This is a genomic window from Pseudomonas sp. MS19, from assembly GCF_013277615.1.
Lineage (GTDB): Bacteria > Pseudomonadota > Gammaproteobacteria > Pseudomonadales > Pseudomonadaceae > Aquipseudomonas > Aquipseudomonas marincola.
The window spans coordinates 99,659-118,692 of record NZ_VBTO01000007.1; the positions used below are offsets into that span (position 1 = coordinate 99,659).

The 19,034-nt window shown below is 56.4% G+C and carries 14 protein-coding genes; 7 read left to right on the plus strand and 7 right to left on the minus strand.

Going from position 1 to position 19,034, the window contains the following annotated elements; all coding sequences use genetic code 11:
• Nucleotides 1-15 precede the first annotated feature (15 nt).
• The 3 genes from FEZ62_RS06415 to FEZ62_RS06425 form a co-directional block, all read right to left on the minus strand.
• On the minus strand, nt 16-855 hold the full coding sequence (locus FEZ62_RS06415; RefSeq protein ID WP_172927190.1) for a helix-turn-helix transcriptional regulator: 840 nt from the start codon (nt 853-855) through the stop codon (nt 16-18).
• Nucleotides 856-969: 114 nt separating this feature from the next.
• Nucleotides 970-2,388, minus strand: coding sequence for an aminotransferase (locus FEZ62_RS06420; protein ID WP_090509638.1), 1,419 nt, complete (start codon nt 2,386-2,388; stop codon nt 970-972).
• A gap of 61 nt (nt 2,389-2,449) precedes the next feature.
• Nucleotides 2,450-3,520: a polyamine ABC transporter substrate-binding protein gene (locus FEZ62_RS06425; protein WP_172927268.1), complete on the minus strand. Its 1,071-nt coding sequence runs from the start codon at nt 3,518-3,520 to the stop codon at nt 2,450-2,452.
• Between the two features lie 467 nt (nt 3,521-3,987).
• On the opposite strand from FEZ62_RS06425, the gene FEZ62_RS06430 reads away from it, so the two are divergent.
• From FEZ62_RS06430 to FEZ62_RS06455, 6 genes are all read left to right on the plus strand, one after another.
• Nucleotides 3,988-4,725, plus strand: coding sequence for a response regulator (locus FEZ62_RS06430; protein ID WP_150547650.1), 738 nt, complete (start codon nt 3,988-3,990; stop codon nt 4,723-4,725).
• A gap of 92 nt (nt 4,726-4,817) precedes the next feature.
• Nucleotides 4,818-5,528 carry a transporter substrate-binding domain-containing protein gene (locus FEZ62_RS06435; RefSeq protein ID WP_242454910.1) on the plus strand — a complete coding sequence of 237 codons (711 nt, stop codon included), beginning with the start codon at nt 4,818-4,820 and terminating at the stop codon, nt 5,526-5,528.
• Complete coding sequence (locus tag FEZ62_RS06440) at nt 5,525-7,798, plus strand: ATP-binding protein (protein WP_172927191.1); 2,274 nt, start codon at nt 5,525-5,527, stop codon at nt 7,796-7,798. The genes FEZ62_RS06435 and FEZ62_RS06440 overlap by 4 nt, the downstream gene beginning before the upstream one ends.
• 118 nt (nt 7,799-7,916) lie before the next feature.
• On the plus strand, nt 7,917-9,410 hold the full coding sequence (nhaC, locus tag FEZ62_RS06445; protein ID WP_150547647.1) for a Na+/H+ antiporter NhaC: 1,494 nt from the start codon (nt 7,917-7,919) through the stop codon (nt 9,408-9,410).
• Nucleotides 9,411-9,549: 139 nt separating this feature from the next.
• Nucleotides 9,550-11,160 (plus strand): 5-guanidino-2-oxopentanoate decarboxylase, encoded by a 1,611-nt coding sequence (locus FEZ62_RS06450; RefSeq protein ID WP_172927192.1) that lies wholly within the window; start codon nt 9,550-9,552, stop codon nt 11,158-11,160.
• A gap of 19 nt (nt 11,161-11,179) precedes the next feature.
• Nucleotides 11,180-12,376 (plus strand): pyridoxal phosphate-dependent aminotransferase, encoded by a 1,197-nt coding sequence (locus tag FEZ62_RS06455; protein WP_172927270.1) that lies wholly within the window; start codon nt 11,180-11,182, stop codon nt 12,374-12,376.
• A gap of 176 nt (nt 12,377-12,552) precedes the next feature.
• Here the strand turns inward: FEZ62_RS06455 and FEZ62_RS06460 are convergent, their stop codons facing one another.
• Together FEZ62_RS06460 and FEZ62_RS06465 are read right to left on the minus strand one after the other, a co-directional pair.
• Nucleotides 12,553-13,302 (minus strand): tetratricopeptide repeat protein, encoded by a 750-nt coding sequence (locus tag FEZ62_RS06460; protein ID WP_345940434.1) that lies wholly within the window; start codon nt 13,300-13,302, stop codon nt 12,553-12,555.
• 14 nt (nt 13,303-13,316) lie between these two features.
• On the minus strand, nt 13,317-13,997 hold the full coding sequence (locus FEZ62_RS06465; protein WP_090509652.1) for a Fe2+-dependent dioxygenase: 681 nt from the start codon (nt 13,995-13,997) through the stop codon (nt 13,317-13,319).
• 167 nt (nt 13,998-14,164) lie between these two features.
• Here FEZ62_RS06465 and FEZ62_RS06470 point away from each other — a divergent pair, with 167 nt between their 5' ends.
• On the plus strand, nt 14,165-16,399 hold the full coding sequence (locus tag FEZ62_RS06470; RefSeq protein ID WP_069898053.1) for a TonB-dependent siderophore receptor: 2,235 nt from the start codon (nt 14,165-14,167) through the stop codon (nt 16,397-16,399).
• Between the two features lie 130 nt (nt 16,400-16,529).
• Here FEZ62_RS06470 and FEZ62_RS06475 read toward each other — a convergent pair whose 3' ends face one another.
• Together FEZ62_RS06475 and FEZ62_RS06480 are read right to left on the minus strand one after the other, a co-directional pair.
• Nucleotides 16,530-17,384, minus strand: a complete 855-nt coding sequence (locus tag FEZ62_RS06475; protein ID WP_172927194.1) for a serine hydrolase — start codon at nt 17,382-17,384, stop codon at nt 16,530-16,532.
• A gap of 11 nt (nt 17,385-17,395) precedes the next feature.
• Nucleotides 17,396-19,018 carry an ATP translocase gene (locus FEZ62_RS06480; RefSeq protein WP_172927195.1) on the minus strand — a complete coding sequence of 541 codons (1,623 nt, stop codon included), beginning with the start codon at nt 19,016-19,018 and terminating at the stop codon, nt 17,396-17,398.
• Nucleotides 19,019-19,034 lie beyond the last annotated feature (16 nt).

Genomic DNA, 19,034 nt, shown 5'->3' on the forward strand with positions numbered 1-19,034 from the left:
CTGCAAAAGCCTGGGCTAATAGCGCGTCAGCCAGTCAATAAACAGCGCAAACAACTCCGCCTGCGAGTTGACGGCAAGCTTGGTGTAGAGATTCTTGCGGTGCATGCGCACGGTTTGCGGTGAAATTTCCAGCACCTTGGCGCTGGATTTTACCGAGTGCCCCCGCAGCAACAGGTGGGCAATTTCGCGCTCACGATCGGTCAGGCCATCGCCCCCGAAACTCATAAATGCGGCGCGAATATGCCGGCTCAAATTACTCGGTGCATGCTCGTCAGGCAGGCATTGGGCAAGGCCGCCTGTGCGGTCAAACTGCAAACACAATTCGCGCACGAGCGGCTCTGCAGACCTGAGTAAATTGAGTTGCGACTTACTGAAGCGTGACCCGCTGCAGCCCTGATAAACACATAACGACAGTTTGCGTTGATCATCCAGGTCGATGATGTAGTGGCTGTCTTCTACTGCCCCGCATTTGAGGTAGTAGTTCTTGTAATACTCACTGCTGAAGAAGTTATCCGGCGCAATCTCGGCAAGCGGATAAAAGCCCTGGGCTAAGCCGTTTTCAATCGCCAGACAAAAAGGGTCGAGCAAGTAGCCGCGTGCGTAGTAACGGCTGGTGAGGTCTTCAAGGTAAATCTCTGGAATGCCGCGTTGATAGATTGGTTGCGGCGGCTGGCCTTTGCATTCAAGGCCCAGAAGTACGCATTCGACGGGCAATAAACTGCTAAGTGCATCGTCCAGGTAGGCGGGGAAATTGGCCTGCGCAACGTTGGCCACGGCTTGGGCCACGCTGACGTTCCAGGCCTGAAAACCAAGGCTGGGTGTGAGGGAAGGGTGACGCGAGGCTTTAGTGTTCATGCGGGCAGTCTACTGACTGCCCTGATAACCTGCAAAATACTGCAACAAAACAACCCGCCGTATCGCGGCAACAGGCCTGGCAGTGGTTGCTGGCAGGCCTTTGCGTGTGACGGTTTAGTTGCCAGCGTAACTGCCGTCTTTGAGCAGCTCTTCAGCCGTTTGCTCAATGGCTTCGCGCAGGGTTTCGACAATCTCGTCAACCTGAGCGTGGGTAATGGTCAACGGCGGCGACATCACATTGAGGTGCACGATTGGGCGCACTAACAAGCCGCGAGCCTGGCACTTCAAATGAATTTTTTCGCCAATGTTGAGCGCTTCAGGGAACAGTTCCTTAGTGCGCTTATCCGCCACGAATTCGACGCAGGCCATGAGCTTTTTGCAGCGAACGTCACCCACCAGCGGCAGGCTTGCCAGAGTCTGCAGGCGCTCTTCCAGGTAACTGCCCACGTCCTGTACGTGATCCAGCAGTTTTTCGCGCTGGATAATCTCAATGTTCTTCAACGCGCTGATGCAACTGACCGGGTGTCCGCTGTAAGTAAAGCCGTGGGCGAAGCAGCGCTCCTGACCCGCTTGGGCGATTTCGTTCCAGATTTTATCTGAGAAGATCAGCGCGCCCAGCGGTAGATAGCCACTGGTCAGGCCTTTGGCGGTGGTGATGATATCTGGCTGCATGCCAAACACTTCATCCGAGGCGAAAAATGCGCCCAGACGGCCGAAGGAGGTGACCACTTCATCGGCTACATAGAGCACGTCGTAGCGCTTGCACACTTCCCACATCCGCTGGTGATAGCCGGTAGGCGGGATGATTACACCGCCAGAACCCATAATTGGCTCGGCGAAGAAGGCCGCGACGTTATCAGCGCCAATGCTGAGAATTTTCTCTTCGAATTCATTAACCAGAAACTCGAGGAAGTCGGCCTCGGTCATGCCTTCGGGGGCGCGATAAGGATTCGGGCAAGAGATGTGGTGAATCTTGTCCTGTAAAAAATCGAACTCGGCAGGGTGATCCGCCGCTTTGCCGCCCAGCGACATGGTTAGAAAGGTTGAACCATGGTACGCATTGACGCGGCTGATGATGTGCTTCTTGTCATGCTTGCCGCGGCAGTTCTGGTAGAACTGAATCAACCGGTAAGCCGTGTCGACCGCGGTTGAGCCGCCAGTGGTCAGAAACACATGGTTGAGGTCGCCGGGCGCCAGCTCTGCAAGTTTTTCGCTCAGCTCGATAGCGGTGACATTGGCCATGTCGCAGAACGGGTTGGAGTACGCCAGCTTGCGCACCTGATCGGCAATGGCATCGGCCATTTCTTCGCGGCCCAAACCAATGTTGGTGCACCACATTCCGCCCACTGCGTCGAGGTAGCGATTACCTTTGGTGTCGTAAATGTAGGCGCCATCACCGGCGGCAATGTTCAGCGCGCCATTTTCGCGATGGTCGTCAAACACATGGTAGCCGTGCATGTAGTGCGCTTTGTCGGCAGCAACCAACGCTTCGTCGTCAAATTGCTCAAAGAAGGCAGGTGTTGGAGTTGTCATGTCTTTACCTCAGTTCAGCGTGCGGTTAGCTGGAGCTTCTTGCGCAGAAGCTCCGTGGCGATTAGTAACCGGTTTTGATGGTGTTCCACGTACGGGAAATTCGACGTATTTCTGCGGGCGATTTAGGTCGCTGAGTGAATAGTCTGGCGCGCGTTTCGTCGTCTGGATAAATGGCCGGATTATCACGGACTTCGGCTTTAAGCATCGGCGTTGCGGCCTTGTTGCTATTGGCGTAATGGATGTAGTCGCTGACTTGTGCAATGACTTCGGGCTGCAACAAGAACTCGAGGAATTTATGCGCGTTGCCGGGATTGGGTGCGTCGACCGGGATGTAGAAATCATCAAACCAGATCAGTGAACCTTCTTTGGGAATGAAGTAATCCAACTTCACATCGGAGCCGGCTTCGTCTGCGCGGGCTTGGGCTGTGGCGTAATCGCCGGACCATGACATCGCCATGCACTGGTTGCCATTAGCTAAGCCTGTGAGGTAGCTGACTGAGTCAAATTTACGGATATAAGGGCGTACTGCTGAGATTACTTCTTCGGCGGCTTTGAGGTCTTCTTTGCTGGCACTGTTGGGGTCGCGGTTGAGGTACTTCAACGCCAGCGGTAATACATCGGTCGGGGAGTCGGTGATGGTCACGCCGCAGTCTACAAATTTCGACACCACTTTGGGGTCGAAGATCATGGCCAGTGAGCCAATGGGGGCGTCGGGCATGCGTTCTTTGATTTCTTTGACGTTGTAGGTAACGCCATTGCTGCCCCAGGTATAAGGCGCTGAGTAGGCGACGCCCGGATCGTAGCTTTGCAGATTTTTGAGGACTAGCGGGTCAAGGTTGTTCCAGCTTTTGAGCTGGTTTTTGTCGAGCTTCTGGAAGGCTCCAGCCTCAATCAGCGGTGGTGTTAAAGCGGCGTTTAGCAGTACCAGGTCGTAGCCGGAGCGCCCGGTTAACAGCTTGCCTTGAACTGTCTCGTAGGAATCGAACGTGTCATAAACGACCTTGATTCCCGTTTGTTTCTCGAAGTCGCTGATGGTGTTTTCGCCAATGTAATCTGACCAGTTATACAGGTGCAGGGTGTTTGGCTTGGTCTCACTTGCAGCGTTGGTTAGTGGGCTGAAAGCCAGGCCCATACTGAAAATTGCAACGAAGGTTTTATTCAAACTAAATCCCACCTTTTTCTTTTTTCGAATTGGTTGGTGGGGTCATATTGACCATGACTCGGCCGCTTGCCCATTCCCCTTAAGGGTAGGTCTGCTGTGGCTGGCTGCTGAGCGGGCCTGGAACGCGCAGCCAGAGCCGTCTGCGTCAGCACGTTGTGGCCTGACGAGGCGATGGCCGGGCTAAATCGTTTAAGTAGGCCTGGCTGTTGCTGTAGAGTTATTGCCCCACAAAGCTGCAGTGGCAACAAACTGGCTTCACGCTGGCGCGCAGCAATTTCAATATTTGCCCGCCGCTGGCGCACGCCCACCTTTGCCGTTGCAATTCGCAGGCGTGGCGCATTTCAGGCAAGGCGGTCGCTTTGCGCGCCACTCGGCAAGCTGATGGAACAGCGATACCTTTTATAATCATCGCACCATGAGGCGACGAGGGCGAGATGATGATGGCGACACCCCGTGTCCTGATTGTTGATGACGATCCGGTCATCCGCGAGATGCTGAAGGCTTATCTGGAGCGTGATGGCTATGAGGTGCTTTGCGCCGAAACAGCTGAAGAAGCAGAGACAATCCTTGAGCAGCAGATGATTGATTTACTGATGCTGGATATCCGCCTGCCGGGCAAGGATGGCCTTACCCTGACTCGCGAACTGCGCGCACGCAGTGAAGTCGGCATCATTCTGATCACCGGCAGCGATGATGCGGTGGACCGTATTGTCGGCCTTGAAATGGGCGCCGATGATTACGTGGTCAAGCCCTTTAACCCCCGTGAACTGGTCCCGCGGGCCAAGAATCTGGTGCGTCGCGTTCGCCATGCACAATCGCTCGAGTCAGAGGCGGCTGGCAGCGAAGAGGGCCGGCAAATCAAATACTTCGGTGACTGGGCGCTGGACATCGACCGGCGCCGCCTGATCGACGCCGAAGGCCATGAAAACCTGCTCACGCACGGCGAGTTTCAATTGCTCAGTGCGTTGCTGCGCAATGCCGGGCAGACCTTGAGTCGCGATCAGTTGATGGATCAGGTGCGTAATCGCGAATGGGTGCCCAATGACCGTTCTATCGACGTGCTGGTGGGTCGACTGCGGCGCAAGTTGCGTGACGATCCGGCGGACCCTCAGTTAATTATCACCATTCACGGCGCGGGCTATCTGTTCAGCTCAGACGTCAGCAGCCGCCAATGAGCCGGCTTTTTATCCGCCTCTTCATGCTCATCGCATTGACGCCTGCGCTGGCGGCGAACGCGGCTGAGCTGGCCCCGGCCGGCGACTCGCCAATGGCGACCATTCGTTACTGTGATTACCCGGTTTATCCACCCATTTCCTGGCGCGATAACTCAGGTGAAGTCCGTGGTCTGGCCCCGCATGCTGTGCGTGAAGTCTTTGCCCGCCTGGATATGCCGGTTGAAGTGGTTGTATTGGGCAGCTGGAAGCGCTGCTTGACTGACGTCGCTCAAGGGCGAGTCGATATGGTCATCGCTTACCGCACCGAGGGGCGATCAAAAGACCTGTTATTCAGTCAGGTCGCTTTACTGCGCGAAGAGGTGGCGCTGTTCTATAACAGTGATAAACCCCTGACAGTCAACAAGCTTGAAGACCTCAAGGGGTATCGCGGCGGATTGCTGTTCGGTGAAAGCTATGGGCAGGCCTTCGACAAGTTTGTGGCCGAGAACGGCAACATCGAGTGGGTCACCAGCAACCGGCAGAACTTCGGCAAACTCGTGCGCGGCCGAATCGACTTCATTGCCCAGGAGCGCAGAACGGGGCAGTTGTTCGTCGAACACCTGGCTGGCGCCGAAAACATTCAGGTGTTGCCAGTGCCAGTTGCTGTGGATCACCTTTACTTCGCCGTCTCCAAACGTTCGCCGTTAGCGGCGCACATGGCCGAAATTGACCAAGAATTGCAGCGGATTGTGGATGCCGGAGAGGTCGAACAATGGCTGCATGACAGTGAAAAGGATTACCGGGCCATGCAGGCAGCACCATGATTGCGCTGGAAGTTACACCGTCCGGTGGCGTGTCGCAGCGGTTGCTGCGGTTCATCTTGTTGTTCAGCCTGTGCTTCACCTTGTTGGCCAGTGCCGTGCAGATGTACTTCGAATACCAGCGTGAAATGAGCAATATCGCCTCACGTCTGGAATTGATCCGCAATGGTTATCAAGCCAGCATCGAGCGCAGCGTGTGGGACCTCAATCGCAATCAGCTTGAGGTGCAGTTGCAGGGCTTGGTTGATTTTCCGGATATCACCTGGGTACGTCTTTCCAGCAATGACTTCAACATAACGCACGGCAGCAAGCTGGAGCTGGAGTCGGTTCAGGTCGAACAATTCCCCCTTAGCTTTCAGGTCGAGAACCAGGCGCCGCGCGCGCTCGGAACACTTGAAGTCGGCATTGATATCGCTGCGGTACATCGCCGACTGGTCGCCAGCGGGCTGACCAATCTGCTGTGGATGGGACTGTTCATTTGTGGGCTGGCAATCACCTTGTCGTGGTTGTTCTACCGATTGGTGACCCGGCACTTGCTGGCGATGGCCGAGTTCTCGCGCAAACTCGCCAAGGGCCAATGGCAGCAGCCGCTGCAACTCGACAAGACGCTGAATTCAGTTGAGGACGAAATCGATGCGGTCGCCCGCGCCCTTGATGAAATGCGTCAGGCGATTGTTGAGGATCGCCGCCGTAGCGAGGCAGACCGAATCACCTTGCAAGGCAAGAAGGATGAACTGCTGCGCATGGTCGAGCGGCGTACTGCCAGTTTGCACCGGGCCAAGGAAGAGGCTGAGGCTGCCAACTTGGCCAAGTCACGGTTTCTCGCGACCATGAGCCATGAGTTACGCACGCCGCTCAATGGCATTCTGGGCATGGCCGAGTTGTTACACGAGGCCACTGTTGGCGAGTTGCCGCAGCGCAGGCTGGGCGCCTTGCAGAAAGCAGGTGAAGGATTGCTGGCGTTGCTTAACGACTTGCTCGACTTTGCCACGCTCGACAGTGGCGAGGCTCGGGCTTCGTCGGTTGAATTTGGTCTGCGCGAATTGTGCGAGCAAGTCTTCACCTTGCTTGAGCCCAACGCACACGCCAATCACAACCGTCTGCAGCTAACCATCGACCCGAGTCTGCACAGTAATTGTGTGGGCCCTGAGCAGTTTATTCGCCAAGTGCTGACGAACTTACTGGCCAATGCGATCAAGTACACCGAGCACGGACGTGTGCATTTGCACGTTGAGTTGCTGGGCTGGGAAGATGGCAATCAGCGGCTGGGCTTTGCTGTGGAAGATAATGGGATCGGCATTCCCGAAGCTATTCAAACCCACATCTTCGAGCGTTTCGTTCAGGCTGATGAGCGCGTCGGTGGCGCTGGTCTGGGGTTGGCGATCTGCAAACATCTGGTCGAATTGATGGGCGGTGAAATCACTCTGCAGAGTCGTGAAGACGAGGGCAGTCGTTTTTACTTTGAGCTGTGCCTGCCGATTACCCGCCAGGCCTTGAGTGAACCGGCTAACTCGCAGCCTGCACAGTCAATTGCATCACTGCATGTGCTGGTGGTCGAAGATGTCGAAATCAACCGCGAGGTGGCGCAAGGGTTGCTGGAGCGAGAGGGGCATCGGGTGACGATGGTGGATGATGTTGTTCCGGCGCTTGAAGCATGCCAGCGCCATCTCTTCGATATGATTCTGCTCGATGAACATCTTCCCGGCGGCAGTGGCATTGGTGTTTGTCAGCAGGTGCGCCAAGACCCGCAAGGGCTCAATCAGAACACGCCTATCTATGCGTTTACCGCGAGCCTGCAACCGGCCATGGTCCAGCGTTATCTGGATGCAGGCATGCGCGGTGTTATCGCCAAGCCGGTACAGCTGCCAGGTTTACGCCAGGCGCTGGCCGACGTCGCGCAATGCAAGCCCGCCGGGCCCGATCAGGCCGCGCTGGATTCCCATGTGCTGGAAACCCATCAGCAGTTGCTCGGCAATAAAAAACTGGAGCACTTGTTGGCACTCCTGCAAACCAGCTTGCAGCAGGCCGATGCTCTTCTGGATGCACTGGCAGTGCTCGATTATCCCGAGATTGTTGCGCACTCACACCGTCTGGCCAGCTCCAGCCAGTCGCTGGGTGCACGGCATTTGGCTGATACGCTGCACACGATTGAAGCGGCCGCAGAGCGCGAGGATGGGCCAGCATGCACAGCGGCTCGCGAGCCATTGAAGCGCTTGCTGCAACATACGGCAGCGGCTGTTAGCGCTGCACGCAACAAGCTGCTGGACTTGTAACAAAGCTGTTACGACTTCTTACATGTCCTTTCATTGCGGTCAATCAGCGCTTACATCTCCCGTGAATACTTGAAGTGGAGGTCAGGCAACAGACCTGACGAGTATTAGGGATAAAAAAATGAAGCTGCGTAACTTTTCTGCGATCGACGCTGTGTTGGTCGCTGGCGTCTTACTGGCGCTGATCGCGGGCTCTCTTAGCCTTTTCGATGATCCCATGTCGGGTCCATTGCAACTCGCGCTGATTATGGTGGGCTGCTTTGCGGCGCTCATCGGCATGAAAAACGGCATCAGCTGGGAGCAGTTGGAACGCGAGGTGATCGCCACCAACTCGAAAACCATTGCACCCATTTTTATCTTTCTTTCTATCGGTGTCCTGATCGGCTCGTTCATTATTGCCGGTACAGTGCCAACACTGCTCTATGCGGGAGTGAGTCTGTTATCTCCCGGCTTTTTTTATCCATTGGCCTGCATTATCAGCGCGATCGTATCGATCTGCATCGGCTCATCCTGGACCACCGCTGCGACCATTGGTGTCGGCCTGATGGGCACCGCGCACGGCTTCGGTCTGTCGCCTGAAATTACCGCGGGTGCTGTGGTTGCCGGGGCCTACTTTGGTGACAAGATGTCGCCGCTTTCGGAAACCACCAATCTGGCGCCGGCAGTGGCCGGAGCGGACCTGTTCGACCATATCCGCCACATGGCCTGGGTGTCGGTGCCGAGCTTGATCATCGCCTTGGTGTTGTTCTCTATTCTGGCGTTGAAGGCCGATGTACATGGTGATTCAGTTGCCAATGTCGAGGCGCTCAAGGCGCAGCTGGCCAGTTCGTTCAATATCGCCTGGTACAACCTTATTCCGCTGGTGGCATTGCTGACTTTGTCGGTGCGTAAAGTTGCGGCATTCCCGGCGATCATGCTGTGCAGTGTGCTGGCTTGCGTATTCGCCGTGCTGTTTCAGATGCCGGTCATTGAACGCTTTATGGGTGAAAGTGAGCTGGCGCATCCGCTCATGGTGGTTAAAGCGTTGTGGACCGTAATGGCCACCGGCTTTGTCTCACAAACCGGTAACGAGGTTGTCGACAGCCTGCTCAGCCGTGGCGGCATGGCCGGCATGGTGTTTATGGCGTTTCTGGTGTTTTGCTCGATGATGATGACTGCGGTGCTTGAGCGCATCGGCTTCATCCGCTTCCTGTTGAGCCTGATCGTGCGCAGCGTGCATTCGGTCGGTGCGCTGATCGGCGCCACGCTGGCAACCAGCCTTGGGGTCAATGTGCTGACCGGCGATCAGTACCTGTCGCTGGTGCTGCCGGGGCAAATGTGGAAAGAAGAGTACAAGCGCCGTGGGCTGGCAGCCGTGAACCTGTCGCGCACCATCGAAGATGCCGGCACGGTAACGTCTTCGCTGATTCCGTGGAATGCTTGCGCGGTATACATGGCCGCCACCTTGGGCGTCGCCACACTGTCTTACGCGCCGTTTGCGTTCTTCAACTGGATCAACCCGATCATCGCGCTGATCTACGGCATCTTTTGCATCAAGATCATGCCGTTGCACGCGCCGGAAAATGATCGCTCGGATGCGCAGGCGTTGAACAACCCCGCGCTCAGCCCAGGCTAACCACGCGCACATTGCAATGGCCCGGTCATGTTGAGTGTCGGGCCATTGTTGGTTGTGCAGCTTAAACGTCGGGTGCGCTTTTCGGTTTAACAGCGGCGCTCGTTTGGCTTCGGCTATGCGTAGCAAAGAGGATTTTTTGATGCAAACTCAAGACACATTAACCGGGGGGCAGGCGCTGGTGCGCCTGCTGGCCAACTATCAGGTCGATACCGTATTTGGTATCCCTGGCGTGCATACACTCGAGCTATACCGAGGCTTGCCCGGCAGCGGCATACGTCACGTACTCACTCGCCACGAGCAGGGTGCGGGATTCATGGCCGATGGTTACGCCCGTGTAACCGGCAAGCCAGGCGTCTGCTTTGTGATTACCGGCCCCGGCGTTACCAACGCCTCGACGCCAATCGGTCAGGCCTATGCGGACTCGATTCCAATGCTGGTGATTTCCAGCGTCAACCATACCGCCAGCTTGGGCAAAGGTTGGGGTTGCCTGCACGAGACTCAGGATCAACGTGCGCTGACGGCACCTATCACGGCGTTTTCGGCCGTGGCGCTAACGCCCGAAGACCTGCCCGAACTGATCGCCCGTGCTTACGCGGTATTCGACAGCGAGCGGCCCCGGCCTGTGCATATTTCGGTGCCGCTGGATGTGCTGGCAGCGCCGATTGCCCGGGACTGGACCGCTGAGGTGGTGCGGCGTCCGACGCGCGGGGTGCCAGCGACTGAGGTGCTGGCAGCCGCAGCGGCCAAATTATCGGCTGCTAAACGGCCGATGATTATTGCCGGTGGCGGTGCCTTGAACGCTGCTTCCGAGGTACAGCAACTGAGCCAGCGTTTAGCCGCGCCAGTGTTTACCAGCGTTGCCGGCAAGGGACTGTTGGCCGTGGATGAGCCGCTTAATGCCGGTTCGACCTTGTGCACTGAAGCAGGCTGGCAGCTGATTGAGCAGGCTGATGTGGTGCTGGCCGTCGGCACTGAAATGGCTGATACCGATTTCTGGCGCGAACGTTTACCGCTGACTGGCGAGATCATTCGCGTGGACATCGACCCGCGCAAGTTCAACGATTTCTATCCCTGTGCGCTGGCATTGCAAGGGGATTCGCAGCACACAGTGCGCGCGCTTGTTGAGCAACTGCCTGCCGCAAACGCTGCCTCTGGCGAGGCGCAGGATGCCGTGGCCACAGTACAGGCGGCGGTCAAAGCCGCGCATGGCCCCTTGCAGAAAATTCATCAGGCTATTCTCGATCGTGTGCAGGCCGCTTTGCCTGCAAATGCGTTTATCAGCACCGACATGACCCAGTTGGCCTACACCGGTAACTATGCGTTTGCCAGCTCGCAGCCACGCAGCTGGTTGCATCCAACCGGTTACGGCACGCTTGGTTATGGCTTGCCTGCCGGAATCGGTGCCAAGTTTGGTGCCCCGCAACGGCCCGGGTTGGTCTTGGTCGGCGATGGTGGTTTTCTCTACACCGCACAAGAGCTGGCCACGGCGGTTGAGGAACTCGACAGCCCGCTAGTGGTGTTGCTGTGGAACAACGATGCGCTGGGGCAGATTCGTGACGACATGCTCGGGCTGGATATCGAGCCGATAGGTGTGTTGCCGCGTAATCCGGATTTCGCAGCGCTGGCGCGTGCCTTCGGTTGTGAAGTGCGCGAGCCACAAAGCCTGGCGCAGTTGGAAGCTGATTTACACAGTGGTTTTGCCCATGCTGGCGTGACCCTGATTGAACTCAAACACACGTGCGCGCAGTAAGCGCAGGCGGGAGAGCATGATGCGATTTTCTGATGTGACTCGACGTATTGCCGGTGAAGGAGCTGCAGCCTGGGATATTCACTACCGCGCGCTGGCGCGCCAGGAACAGGGTGAAGATGTATTGCTGTTGTCTGTGGGTGACCCGGACTTCGACACCCCGCAACCGATTGTTCAGGCAGCCATCGACAGCCTCAACAATGGCCACACGCACTACACCGAAGTGCGCGGCAACCAGTTGCTGCGTGAGCGTATTGCCGCGCGGCATAACCAGCGCAGCGGAGCGAATGTTGAGGCTGAGCAAGTGGTGGTGTTGGCGGGCGGCCAGTGCGCACTTTTCAGTGTGGCGCAGTGTGTGCTCAATCCCGGCGATGAGGTGATTGTCGCCGAGCCGATGTATGTCACCTACGAGGCCGTATTCGGTGCTTGTGGTGCCAAGGTAATACCGGTGCCGGTGCGTGCCGAAAATGGCTTTCGCCTGCAGGCCGAAGATGTTGCGGCGCTGATCACGCCACGCACCCGGGCGATTGCTGTCAACAGCCCGCATAACCCGTCCGGTGCCAGCTTGCCCAAGGCTACGTGGGAAGCACTGGCGCAACTGTGTATTGGCAATGACTTGTGGCTGATCTCTGATGAGGTCTACAGCGAATTACTTTACGAAGGCGAGCACATCAGCCCGGCCAGTTTGCCGGGCATGGCTGAACGCACGGCTACGATCAACAGCCTCTCCAAGTCGCACGCCATGACCGGCTGGCGAGTCGGTTGGGTCGTCGCGCCGCGAGAGTTGGCCGATCATCTGACCAACCTGGCTTTGTGCATGCTCTATGGCTTGCCGGATTTCGTCCAGCACGCTGCGTGCGTTGCCCTTGAAACGCAACTGCCGGAGCTGGTCGCCATGCGCGAGGCTTATCGTCAGCGCCGCGATCTGGTGTGTGAGCGTTTGGCAGATTGCCCGGGCATTCGCGCATTGAAGCCCGATGGCGGAATGTTTGTGATGGTTGATATTCGTGAGACGGGTTTGTCCGCTCAACAATTCTCCAATCAACTGCTTGATGAATGCGGCGTGTCGGTGCTGGCGGGCGAGGCATTCGGGCCTAGCGCCGCCGGCCATATCCGCCTCGGTCTGGTGCTGGGCGAAGCGCCTCTGCGTGACGCATGCCAGCGCATCGCCCGCTTTGCCGCTTCACTGTGTGAGAAAAACCTTGAGGCGCAGGTGTAAGGTTCAGTCATCAGGTGATGAGCAGGCGGCGCGCCGCCTGCCCATTGCGCTAGACGTGAGCAGAAACAGTCGGCAGATCGAGCGACGTCCGCGCACAGTATTTTGTCGCAGTTGAAATGCTTGATTGCGCTGCATGCTGCCTGATCAGGCTTGGATCTTCGGGCTCCGCACAGGTGTCAGACGCTGGATTCTAACTCTGCTGTCCGCTTTGCATAACGCTGGCTGATGTCGTATAACTCGGGGTGGTTGAGCCCCTGCAGCGTGCGGCTGGCACTGCGTAAAAAATTCAAGTTTCCCGTCGCCAGTGCAGTGTTGAACCAGCTGATTGCGCCCGTCAGGTCGCCTTGTTCCAGCAGCCTTCCGGCGTAGCTGAATTGGCCTCGGAAATCGCCACCTTCCGCCGAGCGGCGGAACCATTCAAGGGCTGTTTGCGGGTCGGCGAGAACAACCGTGCCTTCCTCATAAAAGCGCCCGAGCAGGTTCATTGATTTGGCATGGCCCAGTTCTGCGGCTTGCTGATAGAGGCAGAATGCTTGTGCTAAATCAACCACGCCGGCGCGACCTGTAGCAAGCAAATTGGCCTGGTTATACATGGCCCAATCCAACCCCTTGGCTGCTGCTGTCTGATAGCAGTTCAGCGCAGCAGGCAAGTCCGTCGCGCCGCCCCAGCCATGCTCATGGCAACGGCCGAGCATGTTGATGGCCATGGAGTGACCGCGCGCAGCGGCAATAGAAAACCAGCGCCGGGCCAATGCCGGGTCGCGCTGAATACCATGCCCATCGAGCAATATCTGGCCGAGCAGCGCTTGCGCTTCAAGCTCGCCTTGAGCGGCGCAGGCAAGCAGCCACTGCGCAGTTTGCCGTGGGTTGTCGGCTGCAGTTGCGTTAGGGTTGTTGGATGCTTCTGGCTCGCGGCGGCGCAGCACATAGTCCACAGCGTTTAAACCTCGACCCAGCGGCGCAACAGGTTGTGATAACTGCCGGTGAGTTGGGTCAGTGCCGGGTGATCGGGCACATCCTGGGTGAGTTGCTGAATCGCGTTATCCATCTCGAACAGCAAGGCGCGCTGGCTGTCTTCGCGGACCAGACTCTGGGTCCAGAAGAACGAAGCAAAACGAGCGCCACGGGTGACCGGCGCCACCTTGTGCAGGCTGCTTGCCGGGTAGAGCACCAGATCACCAGCTGGCAATTTCACTTGCTGCACGCCGTAGGTGTCTTGAATGGTCAGTTCGCCGCCGTCGTATTCATCCGGGTCGCTGAAGAAAAGCGTTGATGACAGATCCGTACGCACGCGTTCAGCAGAGCCCTTGACCTGCCGCACGGCGTTGTCGATGTGGTAGCCGAAATCGTCCCCGGAGCGGTAACAGTTGAACAGGGGCGGGAAGACCTTGTTGGGCAAGGCGGCAGACATGAACAGCGGGTTTTGCCATAACCGCTCAAGCATGGCCTGGCTGATTTCCTTGGCCAGCGGGCTGCCTTCGGGCAACTGGATATTGTTCTTGGCTTGCGCCGACTGGTAACCCGCCGTGACTTTGCCATCCACCCACTGCGCCGCCTCAAGTGCCTCGCGAATACGCAGGACTTCGTCGCGGGTGAAGACTGCAGGTATGTGGACAAGCATGGAAAGCTCCAGATGGCTGAATGACAACGTGTGCCAAGAGGGGATACGGGTATTTGATAGGACGTGATACTAATTTAAATTTCTGTCAAATGCGAATCGTTAGTAATTGTAATTCGTTGTGATTGCGATTTAAGATTGGCGCTGAAATTCACAGGGGAGGTTGATTCATGCGTGGTGGAGTTGAAGGTAATCTGTTCAAAACGCGGCTTTTGGTTTCGGCGGTAGGTGCCGCCACCGCGATGTCTGCCGGTTGGGCGCAGGCAGAAGAGCAGAAAACATCCGATGAGGTGTTATCGCTGGGGTCAGACACTGTTACTGGCCAACAACAAGGCGAATACAAAGCTGAGTCGGCTTCGTCTAAATACACCGCGCCACTGCGCGAAACCCCAAAAAGCGTTACGGTCATTTCTGATCAGGTGATCAAGGATACCGGCTCGCTGAGCCTTGCAGATGCATTGCGCACCACTTCCGGCATCACCTTCGGTGCGGGCGAGGGTGGCAACCCTGCCGGTGACCGCCCGATCATTCGTGGCTTCAACGCCGAGAGCGATACTTTTATTGATGGCCTGCGTGATGTTGGCTCGCAGACCCGCGAGATCTTCAACGTCGAGCAGATCGAAGTCAGCAAAGGCCCGGGCTCTGCCTACACGGGTGCAGGTTCTACCGGTGGTAGCCTTAACCTGATCAGCAAGTCGGCGAAAATGGATGACTTCGGTGATGCCAGCTTCACCTACGGCTCCGACCAGACTCACCGCTATACGCTGGATGTGAACCGCAAGTTGGCGGACAACATCGCCGGGCGTTTGAACCTGCTCAAGCATGAAGCCAACGTCGCCGGTCGCGATGGTGTCGATGTAAGCCGCTGGGGCGTTGCGCCGACTATCACCTTTGGTTTTGATACGCCGACGCGTCTGACGCTGTCTTACTATCACCTTGAAACAGACGACATGCCTGACTACGGCATTCCTCTGACTGAGGCGAGCGCGAGCAACCCGATCCGTACACCGGTGAACACCGATGAAGATAACTTCTACGGTATCGACTCGCGTGATTACCGCGAAAGCACCAGTGATGCCGGCACGATCAAGCTTGAGCATGACCTGAACGACAACCTGACACTGAGCAACAACTTCCGCGCGGCGCGCACCACCCTCGACTACGTGGTGAGTAACCCGGATGACAGCCGTGGCAACGTCGATGATGGTTTTGTATATCGTTCGGCCAAGAGCCGTAACTCAACCAACGAAAGCTGGATCAACCAGACCGACCTCAAGGCCTTGTTCAACACCGGCAGCATCGAGCACACGCTGGTAACCGGTATCGAAATCAGCCGTCAGGGCGTGCATAACCGCCCTTATGTTGTGACTTCTGCGGTGAGTGGTTCTACCTGTAATGCGGCGTTGATTGCCAATGGCGACTGCACCTCGTTGAGCAACCCGAATCCGGATTCGGGCTGGACTGGCACCATCACCGACAGCCAGGCCTATACCGACACTGACACCGACACGTTGGCGGGTTATGTGTTTGATACGCTGAAATTCAACGAGCAGTGGTCGTTGAACCTCGGCTTGCGCTACGACGACTACGAGACCACCTCTAGCGGTTACAGCACTGGCGGTCGTACCACGCCAGCAGGTGATTTCAAGTACGAGAACAAAAGCCATTTCTGGAGCTACCAGACCGGTCTGGTGTTCAACCCGACTGAAAACGGCAGCATCTATGTGGCGTGGTCGACTTCCAGCAACCCGGCCGGTGAAACCGCGGGTGAAGGTGCGGACAGCCTGAGCGCCGCTGTTGAATCGCTTGAACCAGAGCGTAACCGTAACTACGAAATCGGCACCAAGTGGGACCTTTTCGACAACCGTCTGGGCTTGAATGCGGCTATCTTCCGCACCGAGAAAACCAACGCCCGTGTCGCCGATGTTGATGGCACCACACGCAATATCGGTGAAACCAAGGTTGATGGTTTCGAACTGGGCGCTACTGGCCAGATCACCCGTGACTGGCAGGTATTCGCCAGCTACACCTACCTCGATGGCGAGTTGGTGGACGGCGGCGCGGTCAGCGGCGTTGAAGGTGTATACGACGGCAACGATATCCCGAGCACTCCAGAAAACAGCTTCAGCTTCTGGACCACCTACAACATCACTCAAGACCTGAGTGTGGGGGCGGGCGCCAACTACGTCGATTCGCGTTTCGGCAACACCGCCAACACCATCGAAGTGCCTGACTACTGGCGCTACGATGCAATGGCCAAGTACCGTGTCAGCGAGTCGCTGGACCTGCAACTCAACGTGCAGAACCTGACCGACGAGCGTTATTACGATCAGGTTTACGCCAGCCACTACGCCCACGTTGCTGCTGGCCGTACGGCGCTGCTGAGCACCAACTTCCACTTCTGAGTGTCAGCGGTGTAACACAAACGGCCCCAGCAAAAACTGCTGGGGCCGTTTGCGTTTAGAGGGTTGATAGACCCCGGCGATTAACCTGCCTCCACAGGCGTCTGATCAATAATTTTGTCGAGATCGACAATTATTGTTCGAGTAATTTACCGCCCTGCGTGGTTTGTGCGAGTACAACGGCGATGTACTGGCGACCATCCTTGCGCTCGATAATGGCGCTGTCTGCGTGGTAATCACGCCATGTCCCAGACTTTCTGAACACCTGTGCATCGGGGTGAATGGTGTTCATGCCTTTAACGAATTTATGGTTGATTGCTGAGTCAGCCAGTATGTCTTTCATCACCGGGCAGTTTTCTGGCGAGGCCAACTCACTGCGTTCCAGCATGTAGTAAAAGCGTGCGACTTGCAGGCCACTCGCACCGTGGCTGACATGCTCCAGCGGATCACGTTTCCACGCACCCTCTTTGCCATATTCTTTGCCGACCCAAAGTCCGCCACCGGCGTCCTGGTCGTAGAGCTGATAGCGCTCAGACTGCAAAATCTCGGCAATGCGGGCAGGCCCCACAAGGTGGTAAAGCCTTGAGGCTTCAACATTGGATGAGTGCTTAATCATTGCATCCAACGAGGTGCGCAGTGATGGCGTCATCTCAAGGTTGCCCTGTGAGATTTCTTCGAACACCGCCAGCATGATCGCCAGCTTAGGCAAGCTCGCCGCGTACAGCGTAGTGTCGCCGTTGATGTTGGCCATCTTCGGTTGTTTCACCTGGCTGATATCAACCAGTGTGATGGAGATTTTCTTTTGCTTCACCAATTGAGAAATCCCGCGTTTGTCGACCACTGAATCAAGCAGTGTCTGCAAGTGTGGGTCGGCTTGCTTGGGGAAATCCTGATCAGCTACAGCCGATGGTGCGGCATGTCCGGTAACGGCGGTAGTGCTCAAAGTGAACAGCATGCAGGTGGCGAAAAATAGTTTTTTAAACTGCATATTCAAGCCCTTTAGTAATGAGTAGTCGGGTCGATGGGTTGCAGTACGAAATGGTTATGTGCGCAGAGCCCCGCGTCGTCACTGGCCGTCAGTTTCAGGCTCAGTGGGCTCAAGGCATGCGGTGCCACGCCCCTGAACAGCGCCTCTTTCTCATGTAGGTTAAGCCAGCTTGGCAGCGCTGAACCGTCTGCCTGTTTGGCGCTCAGGTGTAAGCAGTCACTCGGGTCTGCTGCGGTGAATGTATTGCTGGGGATGCGAAATAACAGCTCTCTGCCGGGCATTACCGGAATTTCATCAAACGGCGCATTCAACTTCGGTGCTTCACCCGGATGTTCAACAATGCGGCGTTGATACTCAGTGCTGATCAGGCGGCTAAACACAATCCAGATAACGCCTAACACGGCGCATAACATCATCAGTTGAGCGATCCCCCAGCCCAGCCAGTGGATCGATGCGTAGATCAAACCCGCCTGAAATAAATCACCCAAGCGCCAAAATAAGGTGTCAATTGCGGTTTTGCCTTCAAACTTTTCCTCGTGGGTAACAGGCAAGAACAAGGTTTGACGCACGGTGTTAGTTATAGAGTAATCAAGGCTGTTATCCGTTACTTTGAGCAGGTAAATAAAACTGAAAACGGGTAAAAAACCGCCGAGGAAGTAGCCAATAGTCATCAGCACAGGCATAACTAGAATGGCCACCGGCATGCCGAAGTGAATGAATATCCGGCTGACCACAAATAGCTGTAACGCAAGTGCAATTGCTGTCACCCAGAAACTGAATTGGGCATACACCTGACCGATGTAATTTTGTCGCTGATGCAAATCTACAATGCCCAGACTGTCGACATGGTCGAGCAACGCCTGGGCAAAAATATATTCGCCGCTGCTGTTGATAATGTTCAGTATCAACGCGTAGCCAGCAATCAGTAGCAGCAGCTTGGAGTTAAACACCACGCTGATTCCGCCCAGCAGCCCGCTGGCTTTGGGTTGATATAAATGGCAGTCGATACAGCGTGAATCTTTCGGCACGGTGTTACGGGCAAAGTAGGGCAGTGCAGCGGTTGATGCGATCACCAGCGATGCCACCAGCAAGCCGCTGAGCACACCCGAATAGCTCAGCACCCAACTGGCGATTTGCGCACCCATCAAGCCGCCCACGGATGCGCCCATTAAAATGATCGGAAACAAACGCTTGCCGCTTTTGACATTGAACGAGCCGTTGGCGAACACCCAAAACTGCGCCACCATCACCACGCCATAAATCGATACCCAGACGTAATAGGCGTAGCCGATATTCATGCCAACTTGGTAACACGCGGCAAATATCAGTCCCATCGCAGCAAAGGCCAATGCCAGAATCATCACCAGCTTTTCACGCGAGACCGCACGAAACAGCGAGCTGTAAACCGGCATAAACAGCAACAACACCAAAGCCGCCAGTGCAGTTGAATAGGCTTTGGCGTCTGCAGATGCGGACGCAATAACCAGGGGTTCGCGCAGCTTTTTAAAGATGTAATACGAGATGATAATCAGGCCCGCATACAGCGCGAAAACGGCGACAGTGCGGCCCTCGCCAGCCCGTACCCGAGTGAAGAGGTTGAGCGTGCGCTCAAATAAGCTGAGTGTTTGGGTCATGGTTTATAGCCGAGCT

What these genes read in the sequence shown, in the direction of transcription:
- FEZ62_RS06415 (WP_172927190.1), bottom strand. Translation starts at nt 855, where the DNA reads ATGAACACTAAAGCCTCGCGTCACCCTTCCCTCACACCCAGCCTTGGT.
- FEZ62_RS06420 (WP_090509638.1), bottom strand. Translation starts at nt 2,388, where the DNA reads ATGACAACTCCAACACCTGCCTTCTTTGAGCAATTTGACGACGAAGCG.
- FEZ62_RS06425 (WP_172927268.1), bottom strand. Translation starts at nt 3,520, where the DNA reads ATGGGCCTGGCTTTCAGCCCACTAACCAACGCTGCAAGTGAGACCAAG.
- FEZ62_RS06430 (WP_150547650.1), top strand. Translation starts at nt 3,988, where the DNA reads ATGATGGCGACACCCCGTGTCCTGATTGTTGATGACGATCCGGTCATC.
- FEZ62_RS06435 (WP_242454910.1), top strand. Translation starts at nt 4,818, where the DNA reads ATGGCGACCATTCGTTACTGTGATTACCCGGTTTATCCACCCATTTCC.
- FEZ62_RS06440 (WP_172927191.1), top strand. Translation starts at nt 5,525, where the DNA reads ATGATTGCGCTGGAAGTTACACCGTCCGGTGGCGTGTCGCAGCGGTTG.
- nhaC (WP_150547647.1), top strand. Translation starts at nt 7,917, where the DNA reads ATGAAGCTGCGTAACTTTTCTGCGATCGACGCTGTGTTGGTCGCTGGC.
- FEZ62_RS06450 (WP_172927192.1), top strand. Translation starts at nt 9,550, where the DNA reads ATGCAAACTCAAGACACATTAACCGGGGGGCAGGCGCTGGTGCGCCTG.
- FEZ62_RS06455 (WP_172927270.1), top strand. Translation starts at nt 11,180, where the DNA reads ATGCGATTTTCTGATGTGACTCGACGTATTGCCGGTGAAGGAGCTGCA.
- FEZ62_RS06465 (WP_090509652.1), bottom strand. Translation starts at nt 13,997, where the DNA reads ATGCTTGTCCACATACCTGCAGTCTTCACCCGCGACGAAGTCCTGCGT.
- FEZ62_RS06470 (WP_069898053.1), top strand. Translation starts at nt 14,165, where the DNA reads ATGCGTGGTGGAGTTGAAGGTAATCTGTTCAAAACGCGGCTTTTGGTT.
- FEZ62_RS06475 (WP_172927194.1), bottom strand. Translation starts at nt 17,384, where the DNA reads ATGCAGTTTAAAAAACTATTTTTCGCCACCTGCATGCTGTTCACTTTG.
- FEZ62_RS06480 (WP_172927195.1), bottom strand. Translation starts at nt 19,018, where the DNA reads ATGACCCAAACACTCAGCTTATTTGAGCGCACGCTCAACCTCTTCACT.